Annotated in this window: 17 protein-coding genes and 1 tRNA gene; 5 read left to right on the plus strand and 13 right to left on the minus strand. The window is 67.8% G+C overall.

The features are described from left to right. Positions 1 to 2 precede the first annotated feature (2 nt). The 13 genes from O1R50_RS16450 to dnaA all read right to left on the minus strand — a co-directional run bounded on the left by O1R50_RS16450 (position 3) and on the right by dnaA (position 14,584). On the minus strand, positions 3 to 134 hold the full coding sequence (locus tag O1R50_RS16450; RefSeq protein WP_218125197.1) for a DLW-39 family protein: 132 nt from the start codon (positions 132 to 134) through the stop codon (positions 3 to 5). A gap of 114 nt (positions 135 to 248) precedes the next feature. Then, positions 249 to 839, minus strand: a complete 591-nt coding sequence (locus O1R50_RS16455; protein ID WP_270111204.1) for a flavodoxin family protein — start codon at positions 837 to 839, stop codon at positions 249 to 251. Between the two features lie 403 nt (positions 840 to 1,242). Continuing rightward, positions 1,243 to 2,130 carry a S66 peptidase family protein gene (locus O1R50_RS16460; RefSeq protein ID WP_270111205.1) on the minus strand — a complete coding sequence of 296 codons (888 nt, stop codon included), beginning with the start codon at positions 2,128 to 2,130 and terminating at the stop codon, positions 1,243 to 1,245. 14 nt (positions 2,131 to 2,144) lie between these two features. Continuing rightward, positions 2,145 to 2,552 carry a hypothetical protein gene (locus O1R50_RS16465; RefSeq protein ID WP_270111206.1) on the minus strand — a complete coding sequence of 136 codons (408 nt, stop codon included), beginning with the start codon at positions 2,550 to 2,552 and terminating at the stop codon, positions 2,145 to 2,147. Positions 2,553 to 2,898: 346 nt separating this feature from the next. Beyond that, positions 2,899 to 2,975 (minus strand) — tRNA-Ile (locus O1R50_RS16470). A gap of 160 nt (positions 2,976 to 3,135) precedes the next feature. Continuing rightward, positions 3,136 to 3,840 carry a DUF3566 domain-containing protein gene (locus tag O1R50_RS16475; protein WP_270111208.1) on the minus strand — a complete coding sequence of 235 codons (705 nt, stop codon included), beginning with the start codon at positions 3,838 to 3,840 and terminating at the stop codon, positions 3,136 to 3,138. Then, positions 3,841 to 6,267: a DNA gyrase subunit A gene (gyrA, locus tag O1R50_RS16480; protein ID WP_408612724.1), complete on the minus strand. Its 2,427-nt coding sequence runs from the start codon at positions 6,265 to 6,267 to the stop codon at positions 3,841 to 3,843. It abuts the gene before it with no gap. 120 nt (positions 6,268 to 6,387) lie between these two features. Then, positions 6,388 to 8,346 carry a DNA topoisomerase (ATP-hydrolyzing) subunit B gene (gyrB, locus tag O1R50_RS16485; protein ID WP_408612718.1) on the minus strand — a complete coding sequence of 653 codons (1,959 nt, stop codon included), beginning with the start codon at positions 8,344 to 8,346 and terminating at the stop codon, positions 6,388 to 6,390. A gap of 286 nt (positions 8,347 to 8,632) precedes the next feature. Further along, positions 8,633 to 9,103, minus strand: a complete 471-nt coding sequence (locus O1R50_RS16490) for a DciA family protein (RefSeq protein WP_270111211.1) — start codon at positions 9,101 to 9,103, stop codon at positions 8,633 to 8,635. Beyond that, positions 9,093 to 10,229, minus strand: a complete 1,137-nt coding sequence (recF, locus tag O1R50_RS16495; RefSeq protein ID WP_270111212.1) for a DNA replication/repair protein RecF — start codon at positions 10,227 to 10,229, stop codon at positions 9,093 to 9,095. Before recF ends, O1R50_RS16490 begins: the two co-directional genes overlap by 11 nt. A gap of 22 nt (positions 10,230 to 10,251) precedes the next feature. Next, complete coding sequence (gene gnd / locus O1R50_RS16500) at positions 10,252 to 11,127, minus strand: phosphogluconate dehydrogenase (NAD(+)-dependent, decarboxylating) (protein ID WP_270111213.1); 876 nt, start codon at positions 11,125 to 11,127, stop codon at positions 10,252 to 10,254. Positions 11,128 to 11,210: 83 nt separating this feature from the next. Further along, positions 11,211 to 12,359 carry a DNA polymerase III subunit beta gene (dnaN, locus tag O1R50_RS16505; protein WP_270111214.1) on the minus strand — a complete coding sequence of 383 codons (1,149 nt, stop codon included), beginning with the start codon at positions 12,357 to 12,359 and terminating at the stop codon, positions 11,211 to 11,213. A gap of 392 nt (positions 12,360 to 12,751) precedes the next feature. Continuing rightward, a complete protein-coding gene (dnaA, locus tag O1R50_RS16510; RefSeq protein ID WP_408612719.1) occupies positions 12,752 to 14,584 on the minus strand; it encodes a chromosomal replication initiator protein DnaA in 1,833 nt (610 codons plus the stop codon). Between the two features lie 609 nt (positions 14,585 to 15,193). On the opposite strand from dnaA, the gene rpmH reads away from it, so the two are divergent. From rpmH to O1R50_RS16535, 5 genes are all read left to right on the plus strand, one after another. After that, the gene (gene rpmH / locus O1R50_RS16515) at positions 15,194 to 15,331 is read left to right on the plus strand and encodes a 50S ribosomal protein L34 (RefSeq protein WP_091053947.1); all 138 of its coding nucleotides are present in this window, start codon (positions 15,194 to 15,196) and stop codon (positions 15,329 to 15,331) included. Positions 15,332 to 15,388: 57 nt separating this feature from the next. After that, positions 15,389 to 15,814 (plus strand): ribonuclease P protein component, encoded by a 426-nt coding sequence (gene rnpA, locus O1R50_RS16520; protein ID WP_408612725.1) that lies wholly within the window; start codon positions 15,389 to 15,391, stop codon positions 15,812 to 15,814. Beyond that, positions 15,811 to 16,149 carry a membrane protein insertion efficiency factor YidD gene (gene yidD, locus O1R50_RS16525; protein WP_270111219.1) on the plus strand — a complete coding sequence of 113 codons (339 nt, stop codon included), beginning with the start codon at positions 15,811 to 15,813 and terminating at the stop codon, positions 16,147 to 16,149. Before rnpA ends, yidD begins: the two co-directional genes overlap by 4 nt. Then, positions 16,146 to 17,249, plus strand: coding sequence for a membrane protein insertase YidC (gene yidC, locus O1R50_RS16530; protein WP_408612720.1), 1,104 nt, complete (start codon positions 16,146 to 16,148; stop codon positions 17,247 to 17,249). Before yidD ends, yidC begins: the two co-directional genes overlap by 4 nt. A gap of 92 nt (positions 17,250 to 17,341) precedes the next feature. Next, on the plus strand, positions 17,342 to 17,836 hold the full coding sequence (locus tag O1R50_RS16535; RefSeq protein ID WP_408612721.1) for a Jag family protein: 495 nt from the start codon (positions 17,342 to 17,344) through the stop codon (positions 17,834 to 17,836).

Consider the following 17,836-nt stretch of genomic DNA (forward strand, 5'->3'; position numbering starts at 1 on the left):
CGCTAGCGCACGTCTTCCGCGGAGGTGGTGGCCTCGTGCCACAGGGTGCGGTCGTCGTTGATCGACTTGACCTTCTTGGCCACGACGAACGCGACCGTTGCCACGCCGGCGACGATCAGGATCTTCTTCCACATGGACCCAGGCCCCCATATCAGAGATTGCCGCGTACAGCAACACCGTGATCGGTATTGCGCGATGCGCCTCAGCATAGCGAACCGCGCCCCGCCCGGCCGCCGGGCCGGTGCCTGTCAGTAGAGGATGTCCGGGGTCTCGGCGCGGGCGCCGTCGAAGAAGGTCTTGGCGGCCGCACGGGCGCTCTCGTCGCGGTCGACGTCGCCGGGGCGGGAGCCGTAGCCGAGGAGCACGCCCCGCCAGTCCATCTTCAGGTACTCGGCGGTCAGGCGCAGCGTACCGGCGAGCGGCACGGCCGCGGCCGGGTCGTGGTCGCCGCGGACGGTGACGCCCCACAGGCGCCGACCCGCCATGCGGGCCTTGAAGTCGAGGCCGGGGACGCGCAGCCAGCCCGACCAGTGGTCGAGGTAGTTCTTCACCGGCCCGCTCACCGAGTACCAGTACAGGGGCGAGGCGATCACGATGTCCGTGGCGGCGAGGGTCGCGTCCTGCACGATCTGCTCGGCGCCCTCGGCGAAGGGCGTGATGCCGTCCCCGGTGTGGCGGCGGTCCGTGAACGGCGGCAGGCCCAGCTCGCCCAGGTGGATCCAGCGCTGCGAGGTCCCCGGAGCGAGGTGCTCGGCGGCGGCGCGGGCGAGGGCCTCGGTGTTGCCGCCGGTGCGGGCGGAGCCGAGGAGGAACAGGAACGAGCGGGGCGCGGCGGTCATGGCGGGCTGCTTTCTCAGGGGGAACGCTGACAGGTCCAAGGCCGAGGGGCGGCCCGCCTATTCCGCGCCGCGATGCGGGCCACAGGCATGAAAAAACCCGCCGGTGAACGGCGGGTTGTTGGTGGGCGTGCCAAGACTCGAACTTGGGACCTTCGAGTTATCAGAACTCACTTCTTATACTCGTCTACCTGGCTATATGCCTCTTGAACTGGGCAACTACTTCGCAGGGCCGCTCATCACCGATCATCCGAAGACATGCGAGCACAGGCCAGTGCCTCAAATCTGCCCCAACAAATATCCACAAAGGATATAAATCCTGAGGCCGGATTCTTGAACGCCGTTCCGGGCGTACCAGGACGGCGAAGACCAGCGGGCCACCAGAACGGCGTCTGCTGGTCGGTGGTCAGCAGACTGCCGGTTCGACGGTGAGAGTTCCCGCGGCCGTGTCGAGGGTGGCCTGGGTGCCGAGCGGCATCGACGGGTAACGGCCGTGCCCGATCGGCAAACCGCCGAGGACGGGGACACCCAGGCGGGCCAGATGGTCACGCAGGACATCCGTGATCTCCCAACCACCCTGGGTCGGGTCACTTGCGATGTCCTCGAAGCCGAGGAACTGGCCCAGCGCGACCCAGCGCAGACCATCGAGCGATCCCGAACGCGCCAGTTGGGTGAGCGCCCGGTCGACTTCGCCCAGGCCGGTGCCCTTCTGGTGTTCGAGGAAGAGGATCGCCCCTTCAAGGCTCGGCAGGCCGGCCCCCGCTTCGGTGCGAACCGCGTCGAGATTGCCGCCGATCAGCACGCCAGTCGCGGTGCCCTCGACCGTGACTTCCGCCGTAGCCTCATCAGCGTCCTGGTGGAGGACGATCGGATCAGTGGTCATCAGCGCGCGTCGCAGCGACTCGGCCCAGACCGCCCCTTCGTCACTCGGGTTGGGGTATGGCCCGTGCAGGCCAGCCAGCCGGCATTGGTTCCAGAGCGCGAGGTGGAGGTGGGTGATGTCGCTGAATCCGACCACCGGCTTGGGGTCGTGCCGCGCCGCCTCGACGTCGAGACCGGCGACGATCCGGTAGGTGCCCTTACCGCCCATGGCGGCGAAGACGGCGCGCACACCGGGGTCGCGAAGCGCGGAGTTCAGATCGGCGGCACGGTCCGCGTCGCGTCCGGCCATGTAGCCCCACTGGTCGAAGACATGCTCGCCGAGCTCGACCTGAAGACCCCAGGAAGTGAGCACCTCAACGCCACGGGCGACGTGCTCACGGTCTGGTGTACAGGCCGGAGCGACGATCCGCACGCGGTCCCCGCTGTTCAGCCGCGGCGATCGGAGAGTCGCGCGTCGGCGGGGTCGGCGTCGGGGTACTGCTGCTCGACCAGATCCCAGTCTTTGCGGCGAAGCCGCCATCTGGCGATCTCGGTCTTCTCGATGGTTCCGTCAGGCAGCTGGATGCAGAGGCAGTTCTTAGCGATCACGAACCGTTGGCCCTGCCTCAGCCGCTTGAGCTCGTGGAAACGCCCGTTGCTCTGGCGACGCGCCAGACCGCGGGAGTCGATACGGGTGACCGAATGTGCAACGCCGAACGCGCCGATGGCAGCGCCGACCCCGAACGTGACCGCAGTCAAGCCGAGCATCCAGAAGTTGACCAGGCTTCCCTCGCCGAGGCGGATCACCGAGACCGCGGGGATGGCTCCGAAGATCGAGCCGACGATGAGGATCATGCGGTTGGAGTATTTGACTATCAACACTGAGGGCCTTTCATCTTTTGAACCCCATCTTGCCGCAAGCCTCGTGCCGGTGGAGGCCAGGCGTGAGCAGAGCTCAACGATGTCGGCGCGTGGGACGGAACCTCCGGGGCGGGCGTAGCCCCCGCCCGAAACCTCCCGCAATATGGGAGACATCGATGAATGTTGTGACCTTGGAGTTATTTTCCCTTGGGGCGCAAGAACACTCGTGACCTGCGGGTTTCCTCTAGGAGATGCCTCAAATCTGCCTCAAATCCAGGCCCACAAGATCCTGAATAGACAGAAATCCCAGCTCGGCACATGGCCTGAGCTGGGATTTTACTGGTGGGCGTACCAAGACTCGAACTTGGGACCTTCGAGTTATCAGCTCGACGCTCTAACCACCTGAGCTATACGCCCTTATAGGTTGCGGCCTTATCGGCAGCGCTGAGAAAGATTACCTCATCCCTGAACGATCCGCCGAACAGGCCCCCTGTCGTAAGGGACGGCCGTCACTAGGCGGAATCGGGACGGCGAATGCCCGCGACCGGGAGGCCGCGGGCATTCGCTTCGCTTGTCGCTAGTCGCGTTCGGCGAGCGTCACCTCGACGCCGCCGACGAGGTCGGCGCACACGTTGTAGATGAACGAGCCGAGCGTCGCCAGCGCCGTGAACAGGACCATGTTCACCACGCCGAGCAGGGCCGCTGCCCCGATGACGCCCTTCGCGGTGATCCGGAAGGGCGCCGTGCCGGCGGCCGTTTCTTCGGCGCTGGTGCCCATGAGCATCTGCAGCATGTCGTTGACGGTGTCGAAGACGCCCATCGCGTCGAGCGCGATGTACAGGACCGTGGTCGCCACGACCATCACGATGAACAGCACGATCGAGACGGCGAACGAGAACTTCATCACCGACCACGGGTCGATCCGCTTGAGCCGCAGGCGGGCCCGGCGCGGGCCGCGCGCGGCCGCCTGGCTCACCGCGGCGCGCGCGGCGCGGACGGCGTCCGCGACGCGGGCCGAGGAGGCCACGCCCGCGGCCTGGTTGGCCGCGGTGTTCCCCGTGGTCGACGGGATCGAATCCGGCGTGACCGGCGGCGGCGTCATGCCCGGCGGGCGGCGCAGCGTCAACGTCTGGTCCTGGGCCGGAGCTGAGGGCGGAGCGGAGACGGATGACACCGAGTCACCGGATGTCGTCTGCTCGGCCTGCTCGGACGCCTCGGAGCTGAACTCCGGGACGTCGTCTTCGCGCTCGGTCTCCGCAGCGGTGGCCTTCGCTTCGGTCATCTACTCGTCCTGCCCCTCATCGGGTTCCGGTTCCTCGGCGCTCTGGGTGATCGCGAGCAGCGAGACCTCTTCGGGCAGGTCGATCAGCTTGACGCCCATAGTGTTGCGGTCCGAAGTCTGACGGACCGGCTGCACCGGAGTCCTGATGACGCCTCCCTCCGAGGTGATCGCGAACAGCTCGTCGTCCGGCGTCACCGACAGCGCCCCCACCAGGTCGCCGCGCCGTTCCGTGATCTTCGCGGTCAGGACGCCCTTGCCACCGCGGCCCTGCTGCGGGTACGCGTCGACGGGAGTCCGCTTCGCGTAGCCGCGGCTGGTGGCCACGAGGATGTCCATATTATCGCGCAGAACGATCATGGTGAGCAGTTCGTCGTCCCCGACGAACCGCATCCCGATGACACCGCTGGTGGCGCGGCCCATGGGCCGCAGCGCCTCGTCGGTCGCCTGGAAGCGGATCGACTGGGCCTTGCGCGAGACCAGCAGCAGGTCGTCCTCCTGCTGGATGAGCGCCGCGCCGACGAGCTCGTCGCCGTCGCGCAGGTTGATGCCGACGATGCCGCCGGTGCGGGGCGAGTCGAAATCGGTGAGCTTCGACTTCTTGACCAGGCCGTTGCGGGTCGCGAGCACCAGGTACGGCGTGACCTCGTAGTGGGCCAGCTGGATGACCTGCGCGATGTGCTCGTCGGGCCCGAACGCCAGGATGTTCGCCACATGCTGCCCGCGGGCCGTGCGGCTCGCCTCCGGCAGCTCGTAGGCCTTCGCCCGGTAGACGCGGCCCTTATTGGTGAAGAACAGGATCCAGTCGTGCGTGGTGCACACGAAGAAGTGGCTGACGATGTCGTCCTGCTTGAGCTGCGCGCCCTGGACGCCCTTCCCGCCGCGCTTCTGCGAGCGGAACGAGTCGGTCTTGGTGCGCTTGACGTAGCCGCCGCGGGTGATCGTGACCACGATGTCCTCGCGGGCGATGAGGTCCTCCATGGACACTTCGCCGGCGTCGGGCATGATCACCGTGCGCCGCTCGTCGCCCCAGCGGGCCACGACCGCGCCGAGCTCCTCGCGGAGGATCAGGCGCTGCCGCTCGGGCTTGGCGAGGATGTCGGCCAGGTCGGCGATCTTGGTCTCGATGTCGGTGAGCTCGTCGACGATCCGCTGCCGCTCCAACGCCGCCAGGCGCCGCAGCTGCATGTCGAGGATCGCGACGGCCTGGATCTCGTCCACGTCGAGCAGGCTCATCAGGCCCTGCTTCGACTCCTCCGCCGAAGGCGAGCGGCGGATGAGCGCGATCGTCTCGTCGAGCAGGTCGAGGGCCTTGGCCAGACCGCGCAGGATGTGGGCGCGCTCCTCGGCCTTGCGCATCCGGTACTGGGTGCGCCGCACGATCACTTCGATCTGGTGCGCCACGTAGTAGCGGACCATCTGCGCGATGTTCAGCGTGCGCGGGACGCCGTCGACCAGCGAGAGCATGTTCGCGCCGAACGTGTCCTGCAGCTGCGTGTGCTTGTAGAGGTTGTTGAGCACCACCTTCGGGACCGCGTCGCGCTTGAGCACGATCACGATCCGCATGCCGGTGCGGCCCGAGGACTCGTCGCGGATGTCGGCGATGCCGCCGAGCTTGCCCTCCTTGACGAGGTCGGCGATGCGCTCGGCCAGGTTGTCGGGGTTCACCTGGTAGGGGAGCTCGGTGACGACCAGGCAGGCGCGGCCCTTCGAGTCCTCTTCGACCTCGATCACGGCGCGCATCTTGATCGAGCCGCGGCCCGTGCGGTACGCGTCCTCGATCGCCGCGCGGCCCAGGATCGTGGCGCCCGTGGGGAAGTCGGGCCCGGTGATGATCCCGAGGATCGCCTCGAGGGCCTCCTCCTCGGTGGCCTCCGGGTTGTCAAGGCACCAGTCGACCGCCGCCGCGACCTCGCGGAGGTTGTGCGGCGGGATCTTCGTGGCCATGCCGACCGCGATGCCCTCGGAGCCGTTCACCAGCAGGTTCGGGATCCGCGAGGGCAGGATCGTGGGCTCGGTGGTCTTGCCGTCGTAGTTCGGCTCGAAGTCCACCGACTCCTCGTCGATGTCCCGCAGCATCTCCATCGCGAGCGGCTCGAGGCGCGACTCGGTGTACCGGTGGGCGGCCGCCGGGTCGTTGCCGGGGGAGCCGAAGTTCCCCTGGCCGTCGATGAGCGGGTACCGCAGGCTCCACGGCTGCGCCATGCGCACCAGCGAGTCGTAGATCGCGGAGTCGCCGTGGGGGTGGAACTGGCCCATCACGTCGCCGATGACGCGCGAGCACTTCACGTACCCGCGGTCGGGGCGGTAGCCGCCGTCGTACATCGCGTACAGGATCTTGCGGTGGACGGGCTTGAGTCCGTCGCGCACGTCGGGCAGCGCGCGCCCGACGATCACGCTCATGGCGTAGTCGAGGTAGGAGCGCGACATCTCCACCTCGATGCCGACCGGCTCGATGCGGCCGTGGCCCTCCGGGATCTCAAGCTGGTCTTGGTTGTTCTCAGGCACCAGTGCTTCCTTGCTTGTCGTCGGAACGTGGTCGGCGGGCCGTTAGATATCCAGGAACCGGACGTCCTTGGCGTTCTCCTGGATGAAGCGGCGGCGGCTCTCCACGTCCTCACCCATCAGGACGCTGAAGAGCTCGTCGGCGGTTGCCGCGTCGTCGAGCTGAACCTGGAGCAGGTTGCGCTGCGCGGGGTCCATGGTCGTCTCCCACAGCTCGGTGTAGTTCATCTCACCGAGACCCTTGTAGCGCTGGACGCCGTCGGAGCGCCGCGGGTCGGCCTTGCCCGAGGCGACGCCCGCCTCGATGATCCGGTCGCGCTCGGCGTCCGAATAGGCGTAGTCGACCAGGTCGCCCTTCTTGTTCCACTTGATCTTGTACAGCGGCGGCTGGCTCATGTACACGTGGCCGAGCTCGATGAGCGGGCGCATGAAACGGAACAGCAGCGTCAGCAGCAGCGTGTTGATGTGGTGGCCGTCGACGTCGGCGTCCGACATCAGGATGACCTTGTGGTAGCGGAGCTTCTCGGCCTCGAACTCCTCGTGGATGCCGGTGCCGAGGGCGGTGATCATGCCCTGGACCTCGTTGTTCTTGAGGATCTTGTCGAGGCGGGCCTTCTCCACGTTCAGGATCTTGCCGCGGATGGGCATGATCGCCTGCGTGCGCGGGTTGCGGCCCTGCTTCGCCGAGCCGCCGGCCGAGTCGCCCTCGACCACGAAGATCTCGCACTCCTCCGGGTTCGTCGACTGGCAGTCGGCCAGCTTGCCCGGCATCGACGAGGTCTCGAGGAGGCTCTTGCGGCGGGCCAGCTTGCGGGCCTGCGCGGCGGCCTTGCGGGCGTTCGCCGCGCTCGAGGCCTTCTGGACGATGATCCGCGCTTCCTTCGGGTGGCGGTCGAGCCAGTCGGGGAGGTGCTCGTTGCAGACGCGCTGCACGAAGCCCTTGACCTCGGTGTTGCCGAGCTTGGTCTTCGTCTGGCCCTCGAACTGCGGCTCGCGCAGCTTCACCGAGATGATCGCGGCCAGGCCCTCGCGGATGTCGTCGCCGGAGAGGCGGTCCTTCTCGGACTTGATGATCTTCTTCTCGAGGCCGTACTTGTTGACCGCGTTGGTGAGCGCCGAGCGGAAGCCCTCTTCGTGGGAGCCGCCCTCGTGGGTGTTGATGCCGTTCGCGAACGTGTAGACCGACTCGCCGTACGACTCGTTCCACTGCATCGAGACCTCGAGGGACTGGCCGTCCTCTTCGGCGCCGAACGCGACCACCGTCGGGTGGATGGCGTTCTTGGAGGCGTTGAGGTGGCGCACGAAGTCGGCGATGCCCTCCTCGTACTTGAAGGTCACCTCCTTGACGCCGGTCTCCTCGTCGATGTGGTCCGGCCGCTCGTCGCGGAGGGTGATCGCGAGGCCGCCGTTGAGGAACGCCATCTCCTGGAGGCGGCGGTAGATCGTCTTGTAGTCGAAATCGAGGGTGACGAAGATGTCGCCGTCGGGCCAGAAGGTGAGCACCGTACCGGTCTTGTCGGTCGTCTCGCCCTTCTCCAGCGGGCCCGGCTGGGCGTGCTTGTAGTCCTGGCGCCACACGTAGCCGTCACGGCAGATCTCGATCGAGATCCGGGTCGACAGGGCGTTGACCACCGAGACGCCGACGCCGTGCAGACCACCGGAGACCGCATAGGACTCCGAGTCGAACTTGCCGCCCGCGTGGAGGACCGTGAGGGCCACCTCGACACCGGGCTTCTTCAGCTTCGGGTGGAGGTCGACCGGGAAACCGCGCCCGTTGTCCTCGACCCGGACGCCGCCGTCGTCCGTGAGCGTCACGAGGATGTCGGTGCAGTAGCCGGCCAGCGCCTCGTCCACCGAGTTGTCGACGACTTCCCAGATGAGGTGGTGCAGGCCGCGCTCGCCGGTCGAGCCGATGTACATGCCCGGCCGCTTCCTGACGGCCTCGAGGCCTTCGAGGACTGTAAGCGAACTGGCGCTGTACTCGTCCTGCTGCTTCGCCGCCACCGGCAACTCCTTCTGTCGTCGTTCACAGTCAGTAGTGAAAAGTTAGTCCATGGCTGTGACACTTTTCAGTCATCTGACCTCGGACCTGCCTGAATGTCTGGTCCTGAGGCGCCCGAGGGCGGGCCGACCATGGAGACGGCCGGGCGCTGCGAGCGCCGGCCGGACCGCATCCGTCAAGTCTACTTGGCCCGGACTTCTGTAACCGCTTCCGTGCGCCTCGTTGTCGTCACAGTCGCATCGAGGGGCGGGGACATGAACCCCCCTACGGACTTAGGGGTGCGCGGCTTCAGAACGTGTCACGGGAGCCATTAAACCGTACTCGCCTCGGGCCGAAGGAGCGAGTCGGCTGCTGCGGCCCGACGATCCGCAGGCGCTTCACGACGCTGGGCCCGAGCGCCGCGGCGAGCTTGCCATGGATCTGGCGGGAGAACAACCGCAGCTGGGTGGCCCAGGCGGTGGACTCGGCGACGACGAGGAGTTCGCCGTGCTCCAGGCTCTGGGGCCGGCAGTGGCTCGCGATGTCGGGTCCCACGATGGCCTCCCAGCGGCCGAACACCGAGGCGTCGGCCACTTTGCGGGTCCAGCCGTTCTTGCGTACGACCTGGGGGAGGAGGCTCCCGAGCGTCTCGGGGTCGCGCTTGTCGGGCCCGGGGCCGGACCACTCCTTGCGGAAGCGCGGGTCGTCGGACTTGCCGCGTCTGCGCGGACGCGGGCGGTAGTCGTAGCCGCCGTTCGAGGCCGAGCCGTTAAAGGACACGCTTGACTTCCCCTTCCCACACGTCGTAGCGGGCGCCGGTCAGCCGCTCGGGGACGTCCCCGGCGACGGCGCAGGTGATGAGCGTCTGCGGTGCGGCTTCAGCGTATTCCGCCAAGCGCTCGCGCCGCGTGGCGTCCAGCTCGGCGAACACGTCGTCGAGGATGAGGATCGGGGCGGTGCCGTCCGATCGCAGGAGTTCGAAGGCGCCCAAGCGGAGCGCGAGGGCCACCGACCAGGTCTCGCCGTGCGAGGCGTAGCCCTTCACGGGAAGCGAGCCGAGCCGCAGGTCGAGGTCGTCGCGGTGCGGGCCGACAAGGGTCGTCCCCCGCTCGACCTCCTTGGCGCGGGCCCCGGCGAGGGCGGCGCCGAGGCGGGCGGCGAGGACGTCCTGGTCGGCGTTGAGGTCGCCGCCGAGTTCCGATTCGTAGGCCAGGTGCACTTCGGCGCGGCCGTCCGCGATCTTGCTGTGGGCCTTGCCGATCGGCTCGGTCAGGTCTTCGAGGAGCGCGAGGCGCCCGGCCATGAGCTCGGCGCCGTGCCGCGCGAGGTGCGCGTCCCAGGCGTCGAGGGTGGCCATCTCGGCGCCGCCGGGGCCGCGGCCGCCGGTCTTCTTCGCCAGGTAGGCCGTGCGCAGGAGGGTGTTGCGCTGCTTGAGGACCCGCTCGTAGTCGGCGCGGACCCCGGCGTAGCGCGGGAAGCGCGCGCACAGCAGCTCGTCGAGGTAGCGGCGCCGCGCGGAGGGCTCGCCGCGCACGAGCGCCAGGTCCTCGGGGGCGAACGCGATGGCCTTGAGCGCCCCGATGAGCTCGCGCGGGCGCTTGAGGTCGGTGCGGTTGAGGCGCGCTTTGTTCGACTTGCCGGGGACGATCGCCAGCTCGGCGAGGAGGCGGCGGGACTCGTGGAGGATCTCGGCCCGGATGACGGCCTGCTCGCAGCCCTGCCGGACCAGGGGGGCGTCGGAGGAGACGCGGTGGGAGCGGAGGTTCGCCAGGTAGACCAGGGCCTCGACCAGGTTGGTCTTGCCGTGTCCGTTGGGGCCCACCAGGATCGAGGGCCCCTCGTCGAACAGGACTTGGGCGTGCGCGTAGGACCTGAAGTCCGTCAATTGCAGCTGTCGTACACGCACGCCTCTATGATGCCCGCTTGCTTTACTCGGTCTTCACCGCATGGCCGCCGAACTGGTTCCTGAGCGCTGCGACGGCCTTCATCGCCGGGGAGTCCTCTTGGCGGGAGGTGAAGCGCGCGAACAGCGACTCGGTGATCGCCGGGAGCGGGACGCGCAGGCGGATGCCCTCGTCAACGGTCCAGCGGCCCTCGCCGGAGTCCTCGACGTAGCCCTTGACGCGGTCGAGCTCGGGGTCGTCGGTGAGCGCCCGGTCCATGAGGTCGAGGAGCCAGGAGCGGATCACGGTGCCCGATCGCCAGGACTTGAAGATCTCGGGCACGTTGTCGACGTACTCGGAGGCCTCGAGCAGCTCGTAGCCCTCGGCGTAGGCCTGCATCATGGCGTACTCGATGCCGTTGTGCACCATCTTGGCGTAGTGGCCCGCGCCGACGCCGCCGGCGTGCACGAAGCCGAATTCGCCTTCGGGCTTGAGCGCCTTGAAGATCGGCATGAGGCGCTCCACGTCGCCCTCGGCGCCGCCGACCATGAGCGCGTAGCCCTCCGTGATGCCCCAGACGCCGCCGGAGACGCCCGCGTCGACGTAGCCGATGCCGCGCTCGGCCAGGAGCGCGGCGTTCACGGCGTCGTCGGTGAAGCGCGAGTTGCCGCCGTCGATGACGATGTCGCCCTCGGACAGCAGCGCGCCCAGTTCGGCCACGGTGGACCTGGTGGGCTCCCCGGCGGGGACCATGACCCAGACGGCCCGGGGGCCTTCGAGGGCGGCGACGAGGTCTGCCAAGGAGCCGACGTCGGCGACGTCGGGGTTGCGGTCGTAGCCGACGACCTGGTGTCCAGCCTTCTCGAGGCGCAACTTCATGTTGCCGCCCATCTTGCCGAGCCCGATCATGCCGAGTTGCATGTCGCGCCCCCCTTCAAAACTGAGTGCAGAAAAGTCCGCTCTTGAGCGAAGTTCGCGCCAGGGTCACTCACGTCGTTGTGCGGTCAGGCGTCCCATCGCAATGGTTGCAGCATGTACAGGTACACGTCGTGGTTTGTGTCGGAGTCCTCATCTTCGGGCGCGGGCTGCCCGGTCATCACGACGGGCTTGCCGAGTTCGTTCATCTTGAACGCCGTGTAGGGGGCGTCCACAGCCGAGAGGCCGTCGAGCAGGTAGGTCGGGTTGAACGCGATCTTGCCCGGCTCGCCGTCGAGCGTGCAGTCCATCGCCTCGGAGGCCTTCGCGTCCTCGGCGCCGCCGGCCTCGACCACGAGGCCGTCCTCGTCGAACGAGAGGCGGATGGGCGAGTTGCGGTCCCCCACGAGCGCGACGCGGCGGGCGACCTCGATGAGCTCGGAGGTCTTGACGCGCAAGGTGGTCGCGTACGAGGTGGCGAGGAGGCTGCGCAGCGGCGGCAGCTGGCCGTCGAGCACGCGGGAGGTGGTCTGGCGACCGCCCGCGATGAAGCCGATCATCCCGGGGGCGCCGTCGGTGCCGGTGGGCACGGCGATCGTCACGGGGCCGGAGAAGGACCCGAAGGTGCGGGCGGTGTCCGCCAGGGCCTTGGCGGGCACCAGGACGGTGACGGCCACGTCAGAGGCCCCGGGCTCCCAGGAGGAGTCGCGGATGGCCATGCGGTAGCGGTCGGTGGCGAGCATGCCGATGCCGCCGCCGGTCATCTCCACCTGGACGCCGGTCATCGTCGGCAGGGTCTCGTCCTTGCCGGCGGCGACGGCGGTCTGCGCGACGGCCTTCGCGAACTCGTCGGCGTCGATCGTGCCGATGGCCTCGGGCATCTGCGGCAGGCTGGGGTAGTCCTCCAGCGGCATCGTCGGCAGGGTGAAGCGCGCCGAGCCGCAGGTGAGTTCCGCGTGGGGGCCGTCGACGACGAAGTCGACGGGCTTGTTCGGGAGGGCCTTCACGATCTCCGACAAGAGCTTGCCCGAGACCAGGGCGGTCCCGGCGGACTCGCCGGTGACGTCGACGGTGACACGGGTGGAGATCTCGTAGTCGAAACCGGAGATCGTCAGCTTGCCCTCGTCAACGGAGAGGCGGGCGCCCGCGAGGACGGGAACCGACGGGCGGGCCGGGAGGCTCTTGGCGGTCCACGAGACAGCGTCGGCGAAGGTGTCTCGGTCAACTTGGAACTTCATGGTTCGCTCCTTCTAGCTGAAGCTCGGTTGTTCACAGCGCTATTACTAATGAACTCTCTATAGATATAACTGTCGTCGTAGTCGTCGGTGCTGTGGAAACTGTGGAAAACCCGCCTTTTCGCAGGTCCCTCCAGGTTCAGGGCTGTGGACGGACTGTGCATAACCTGTGGATGAATCAGGAGCTTATCCACAGCCCCCGACAATCGCCGAGTTTTCCACATCTCATCCACAGGTCTGTCCACAGCTTTTCCACAGGTTATGCACAGGGTTACCCACAGGAAAATCGCGAACCAGAATCGCACTCCCGCTTGTTTTCCACACTCTGTCCACAGGCTTTCCACAGAAATTCGCGGTTATCCACAGCTTTTCCACAGAGTTGTCCACAGGCCCGCTCATTCGCCGGTGTGTTTCAAACGGTTCGTCAATTCGGCGATCTGAGTGTAGAGCGCCCGCCGCTCGGCCATCTGCTTGCGGATCTTCTTGTTCGCGTGCATGACGGTGGTGTGGTCGCGCCCCCCGAACGCCTGCCCGATCCGCGGCAGCGACATGTCCGTGAGCTCCCGGCACAGGTACATCGCGACCTGGCGGGCGTTCACGAGCACCCGCGAGCGCGAGTTCCCCTTGAGGTCCGCCGCCTGCACCCCGAAGTAGTCGGCCGTGGCCTGCATGATCTGGTCGACCGTGACCTCGGTGTTCTTGCCGCTCTCCGGGATGATGTCGTGCAGGACCTCTTCGGCCAGGCCCAGGTCCACCGGCTTGCGGTTGAGGCTCGCGTACGCGGTGACGCGGATGAGCGCGCCCTCGAGCTCGCGGATCGAGTGGTGGATCTGAGTGGCGATGAACTCCACCGCGTCCGTGGGGATGTTGAGGTCGTCCTGCACCGCCTTCTTGCGCAGGATCGCGATCCTCGTCTCCAGGTCCGGCGGCTGGATGTCGGCCAGCAGGCCCCATTCGAAGCGGGTGCGCAGCCGGTCCTCGAGGGTTTGGAGCTGCTTCGGCGAGCGGTCCGAGGAGATCACCAGCTGCTTGTTCGCGTTGTGCAGCGCGTTGAAGGTGTGGAAGAACTCCTCCTGCGTGCGCTCGCGGTCCATGAGGAACTGGATGTCGTCGATGAGGAGGATGTCGACGTCCCGGTAGCGGCGCTGGAAGGCCTGCTGCCGCCTGTCGGAGAGCGAGTTGATGAAGTCGTTCGTGAACTCCTCCGTCGTCACGTACCGCACCGACTGGGCCGTGCCCAGGTCGTGGGCGTAGTGGCCGACCGCGTGGAGCAGGTGCGTCTTGCCCAGCCCCGAGCCGCCGTAGAGGAACAGCGGGTTGTACGCCTTCGCGGGCGCCTCGGCCACGGCGAACGCCGCCGCGTGCGCGAAGCGGTTGGAGGAGCCGATGACGAACGTGTCGAAGTTGTACCGCGGGTTGAGCCGCCCCACCCCGTCGATGGCCTTGACCGGCGCGGTGTCCTTGTGCGACTTGGTGATCCCGCCCCGGCGGGCCGGGTCCGGGTCGTCGGATGGCGGGGGCGCGACCGGCGGCATCGCACCGTGATCCTTGCCGCCCTGGCGCGCGGCCGACTCCGAGAGGACCCGTTCGAGCTCCTCACCGGGAGGCTCGGGGGTTCGCTCCTCCCATCGGTCGGCCTCGGCCGGGCGGACCGGCTGGTGCGGGATCGCGGCGGGCCGCTCGACCGGCTCCGCGGGGGACTCGACGGGCTCAGGCGCGCGCGTCGCCTCGGCGTCGCCGGGACGGAAAGCCGCGGTGTCGAAAAGGCTCGGCGGGTTCTGCGCCGAAAGCGGCTTGCGCGGCGCCGGCGGCTCGACCGGCTCCTCTACTACCGGTGCCGCAGGCGGCTCGTCGAAGGAGGGCCGCTCGAAGACGATCGTGGCGTCGGCGAACGAAGCACCGTTGACCGGCGGCTCGGGGGCCGCGGGCGGCTCCTCGCTCACCGGCGCGGGCTCGGCCTGCTTCTCCTGCAAGGTGACCGCGATCTGCGTCGGCTGGCCCAGATGCCGGGAGAGGGCCTCGCTGATCGGCACGCGCAGCTTCGACTCGAAGGCCGAGCGCGCGAACTTGTCGGGGGCGGCGACGATGAACGTGCCGGGCATCGACAGCACCGGCTGCGAGAGCCGCATCCACGCGGACTGCTGACGGGTGAGCGCCGACGCGTCAGCCAGCTCGGCGGACACCGCCGACCACACTGCCGACAGATCTTGGTCGGTCACCTTCGCCATCCCTCGCTTCTTCTGTCCATGTACGGGCTGTTTCACGAAGTTCAGAGGCCGCACCAGGTAGGCTCCGATACAGGCGATCCGCACCGCCGCACCCGGTCGTCCCCAGTGCGCTCCAGCAAGTTTTCCACAGGTTATCCACAGGCCTTCAGCTGCCCTGTGCACATGCGCCCCTTGTGACAATGTTTCCTGAATCACGGTCATGACCAGCGATTTCTTGTGGGCCTGCCGACGAAGCCGTTCGGGTGGCACCGAAGTCGTCCACGATCCGCGAAAAGTTATCCACAGGCAGCTCGCAAGCCTCGCGACGCTCCTGCACAGGCGCGGACCCGGCGCGTGCGGCGCCGCTTGAATGGACGGTCCGGAACGGGGACCGCGCCGCCGTGATCCGCCTCCGGAGCACCACCCCGCCGTGGCGACGGCCCGGACGCGGCGAGTAACATGAGCGAGTTGCCCTCTCGAACCAGAGGGGCATGCCACACCCGCCGTCCGCGGCGGGGGCCGCGCGTGAATGCCCTGCTAGGCTGTTCTCCGCGTCCCCGTAGCCCCGATCCGGGGCTGGGCCCGAGGCCCGGCGCAGCAGCAACTTATTCGTAATGGGAGACATCCGTCGTGAGCAAGCGCACCTACCAGCCGAACAACCGCCGTCGCAAGCGCACCCACGGCTTCCGGCTGCGCATGCGGACCCGTGCCGGCCGCGCCATCGTCAACGCGCGCCGCAACAAGGGTCGCAAGCAGCTGACCGTCTGAGCGCTTGCCTCCCGGTCCCTTGCAGGCTCTAGGGGCCTCGATGAGGACGTGATCCAAGTGCTTCCAGCCGACGCGCGCATTCGCAGCAGTCAGGACTTCGGTTCGGCGCTCAAGCGAGGCCGCCGCGCCGCCCGCGGCGGCGTCGTCGTGCACTGGGCACCTGCGACCGCATCGACCGAAGACCAAGCGGCACAGCCGCCGACACCGCCCGCCGCCGTTGCGAACCGCACGGCGCGGGCGGGTTTCGTCGTATCCAAGGCCGTCGGCAACGCCGTGGCCCGGAACAAGGTCAAGCGCCGCCTCCGGCACGCCGTCGCCGCCGAACTGCCGCACTGGCCGCCCGGGACCGACGTCGTCGTCCGCGCCACCCCTCGCGCCGCCGAACGCGACTTCGCCGAGCTGCAGCGGGACCTCGTCGAGGCCGTGCAGGCCGCCCGCGCCCGCAAGGGGCACCGCGCTCCCGATCGCCGGAGCACGCCATGACGCACGCCGCGGCCGAGCCGAACCCCACCCCGGTCCTGGCTGAAACCCCTTCTCGCGGCGGCGAAAGCCTCGCGGTGCGAGTGGTCGCGGCCCCGGTGATCGCGTACCGTCGGTGGATCAGCCCCGCGCTACCCGCCCGCTGCCGCTTCTACCCCAGTTGCAGCGCATATACCCTTGAGGCGCTGTCCCGGCACGGTGCCGCACGTGGCATATGGTTGAGCCTGCGACGGCTGGGACGGTGCCACCCCTTTCATCCTGGGGGTCATGACCCCGTACCCCCACGGCATGACCGCGATTTGATTTCGAAGACTGAGCAGACTGGAGTCCGCAAGTGATGGAGTGGGCCTACGACGGCGTGTCCTGGGTGCTGCTGAGATGGCATGACCTCTGGACGAATGTCTTCGGTAACAGCGGCAGCGGCGTTCTCGACACCGACTGGGCCTGGGTCCTCGCCATCGTCGGCGTCGTGATCACGCTGCGCGTCATCCTCTTCCCGCTCTTCGTGAAGCAGATCCAGTCGCAGCGCGCGATGCAGAAGCTCGCCCCCGAGATCAAAGCGCTCCAGGAGCGCTACAAGGGTGACCGCGAGACGCTCCAGAAAGAGATGATGGAGCTGTACCGCAAGGAGAAGGCCAACCCGCTCATGGGCTGCCTTCCCATTCTCATCCAGATGCCGGTGTTCCTGGCGCTGTTCCACATCCTGCGCCGCCCCGACCCGGACCAGACGGCGAACCACACGCTGTACGGGTGGACCGAGCAGGACTGGCAGTCCTACATCCACGCGGATCTCTTCGGCGCGCCGTTCTGGAGCACCTTCCTGACCGGGGGCGACCAGCTGGCGGCGGTCGACGCCGCTTCGCTCAACGTCAAGCTCGTCGCCGGCGTCCTCGGCGCGGCCATGATCCTCACGACCTTCCTGACCACGCGTCAGATGATCCTGAAGACCGGCTGGAACGAGGACCCGAACCAGCGGATGATCCAGAAGGTGATGCTCTACGGCATCCCCGTGATCATGATCTTCTCGGCCGGCGCCTTCCCGATCGGCGTGGTCATCTACTGGACCGTGAACAACCTGTTCTCGCTGGGGCAGCAGCAGTACGTGCTGCACAAGTACCCGCCGCCCGCGCAGAACGCCGCGACGAAGCCGCCGAAGCCCGGCTCGAAGGCCCACGAGAAGATGCTCGAGGAGCAGCGCGAGGCCGAGCAGCGCCGCAAGGAGCTCGCCCCGAAGCCGGGGTCGAAGCCGAAGCCGGGCGCGAAGGCCAAGCCGGGCGGGCAGAGCAAGACCGTCGCAGACGCTAACGGTTCGGAAGCGCCGCAGGCGGAAGTCAAGGGCGGCCCCGGTTCGGGCAAGAACCTCTCACGGGCGGAACGCATCGCACGGGCCAAGAAGGTCAGCGGCGCGCAGCAGGCCTCCAAGAAGAAAAAAGGCTAGGGGGACGGTCCCGCGGCTGCGCAGGCGCCGCAGGATCAGCCACAATGGTGCAAACTAGGCTTATAACGAGCGATAGAGACGAGTTGGCAAATATGGGAGCAACGGTGCGGGAGGACGAGGTGGCCTCCGAAGACGACCTGTTTGAGCAGAGTGAAGTGGCGGCCGACTATCTGGAAGGCCTGCTCGACATCCTCGACCTCGACGGGGACATCGACGAACTGGTGGTCGGCGACCGTCCTCAGGTCGAGATCGTCGGCGAAGACCTCGGCGGTCTCGTCGGCCCCAAGGGCCAGACCCTGGAGGCGCTGCAGGAGCTCGCCCGCCTCGCGGTGTACCGCAAGACCGGCGACCACTCGCGCCTGATGCTCGACATCGGGGGCTACCGCGCCGGGCGTCGCAAGAAGCTCGCGGAGCTGGCCGAGAAGACCGCCAAGAAGGTCATCGAGTCCGGCGAAGTGGTCAAGCTCGACCCGATGAGCGCCTTCGAACGCAAGTGCGTCCACGACGTCATCAACGCCACCGACGGCGTCCAGAGCGAGTCGGAGGGCGCCGAGCCGCGCCGCCGGGTCGTCGTGAAGCCCGAGTAG

The sequence above is a fragment of the Glycomyces luteolus genome (genome assembly GCF_027622875.1).
Lineage (GTDB): Bacteria > Actinomycetota > Actinomycetes > Mycobacteriales > Micromonosporaceae > Glycomyces > Glycomyces luteolus.

What these genes read in the sequence shown, in the direction of transcription:
- O1R50_RS16455 (WP_270111204.1), bottom strand. Translation starts at nt 839, where the DNA reads ATGACCGCCGCGCCCCGCTCGTTCCTGTTCCTCCTCGGCTCCGCCCGC.
- O1R50_RS16465 (WP_270111206.1), bottom strand. Translation starts at nt 2,552, where the DNA reads ATGATCCTCATCGTCGGCTCGATCTTCGGAGCCATCCCCGCGGTCTCG.
- gyrA (WP_408612724.1), bottom strand. Translation starts at nt 6,267, where the DNA reads ATGTCGCGCTCCTACCTCGACTACGCCATGAGCGTGATCGTCGGGCGC.
- dnaN (WP_270111214.1), bottom strand. Translation starts at nt 12,359, where the DNA reads ATGAAGTTCCAAGTTGACCGAGACACCTTCGCCGACGCTGTCTCGTGG.
- dnaA (WP_408612719.1), bottom strand. Translation starts at nt 14,584, where the DNA reads ATGGCGAAGGTGACCGACCAAGATCTGTCGGCAGTGTGGTCGGCGGTG.
- O1R50_RS16450 (WP_218125197.1), bottom strand. Translation starts at nt 134, where the DNA reads ATGTGGAAGAAGATCCTGATCGTCGCCGGCGTGGCAACGGTCGCGTTC.
- O1R50_RS16475 (WP_270111208.1), bottom strand. Translation starts at nt 3,840, where the DNA reads ATGACCGAAGCGAAGGCCACCGCTGCGGAGACCGAGCGCGAAGACGAC.
- yidD (WP_270111219.1), top strand. Translation starts at nt 15,811, where the DNA reads ATGACGCACGCCGCGGCCGAGCCGAACCCCACCCCGGTCCTGGCTGAA.
- O1R50_RS16535 (WP_408612721.1), top strand. Translation starts at nt 17,342, where the DNA reads ATGGGAGCAACGGTGCGGGAGGACGAGGTGGCCTCCGAAGACGACCTG.
- gnd (WP_270111213.1), bottom strand. Translation starts at nt 11,127, where the DNA reads ATGCAACTCGGCATGATCGGGCTCGGCAAGATGGGCGGCAACATGAAG.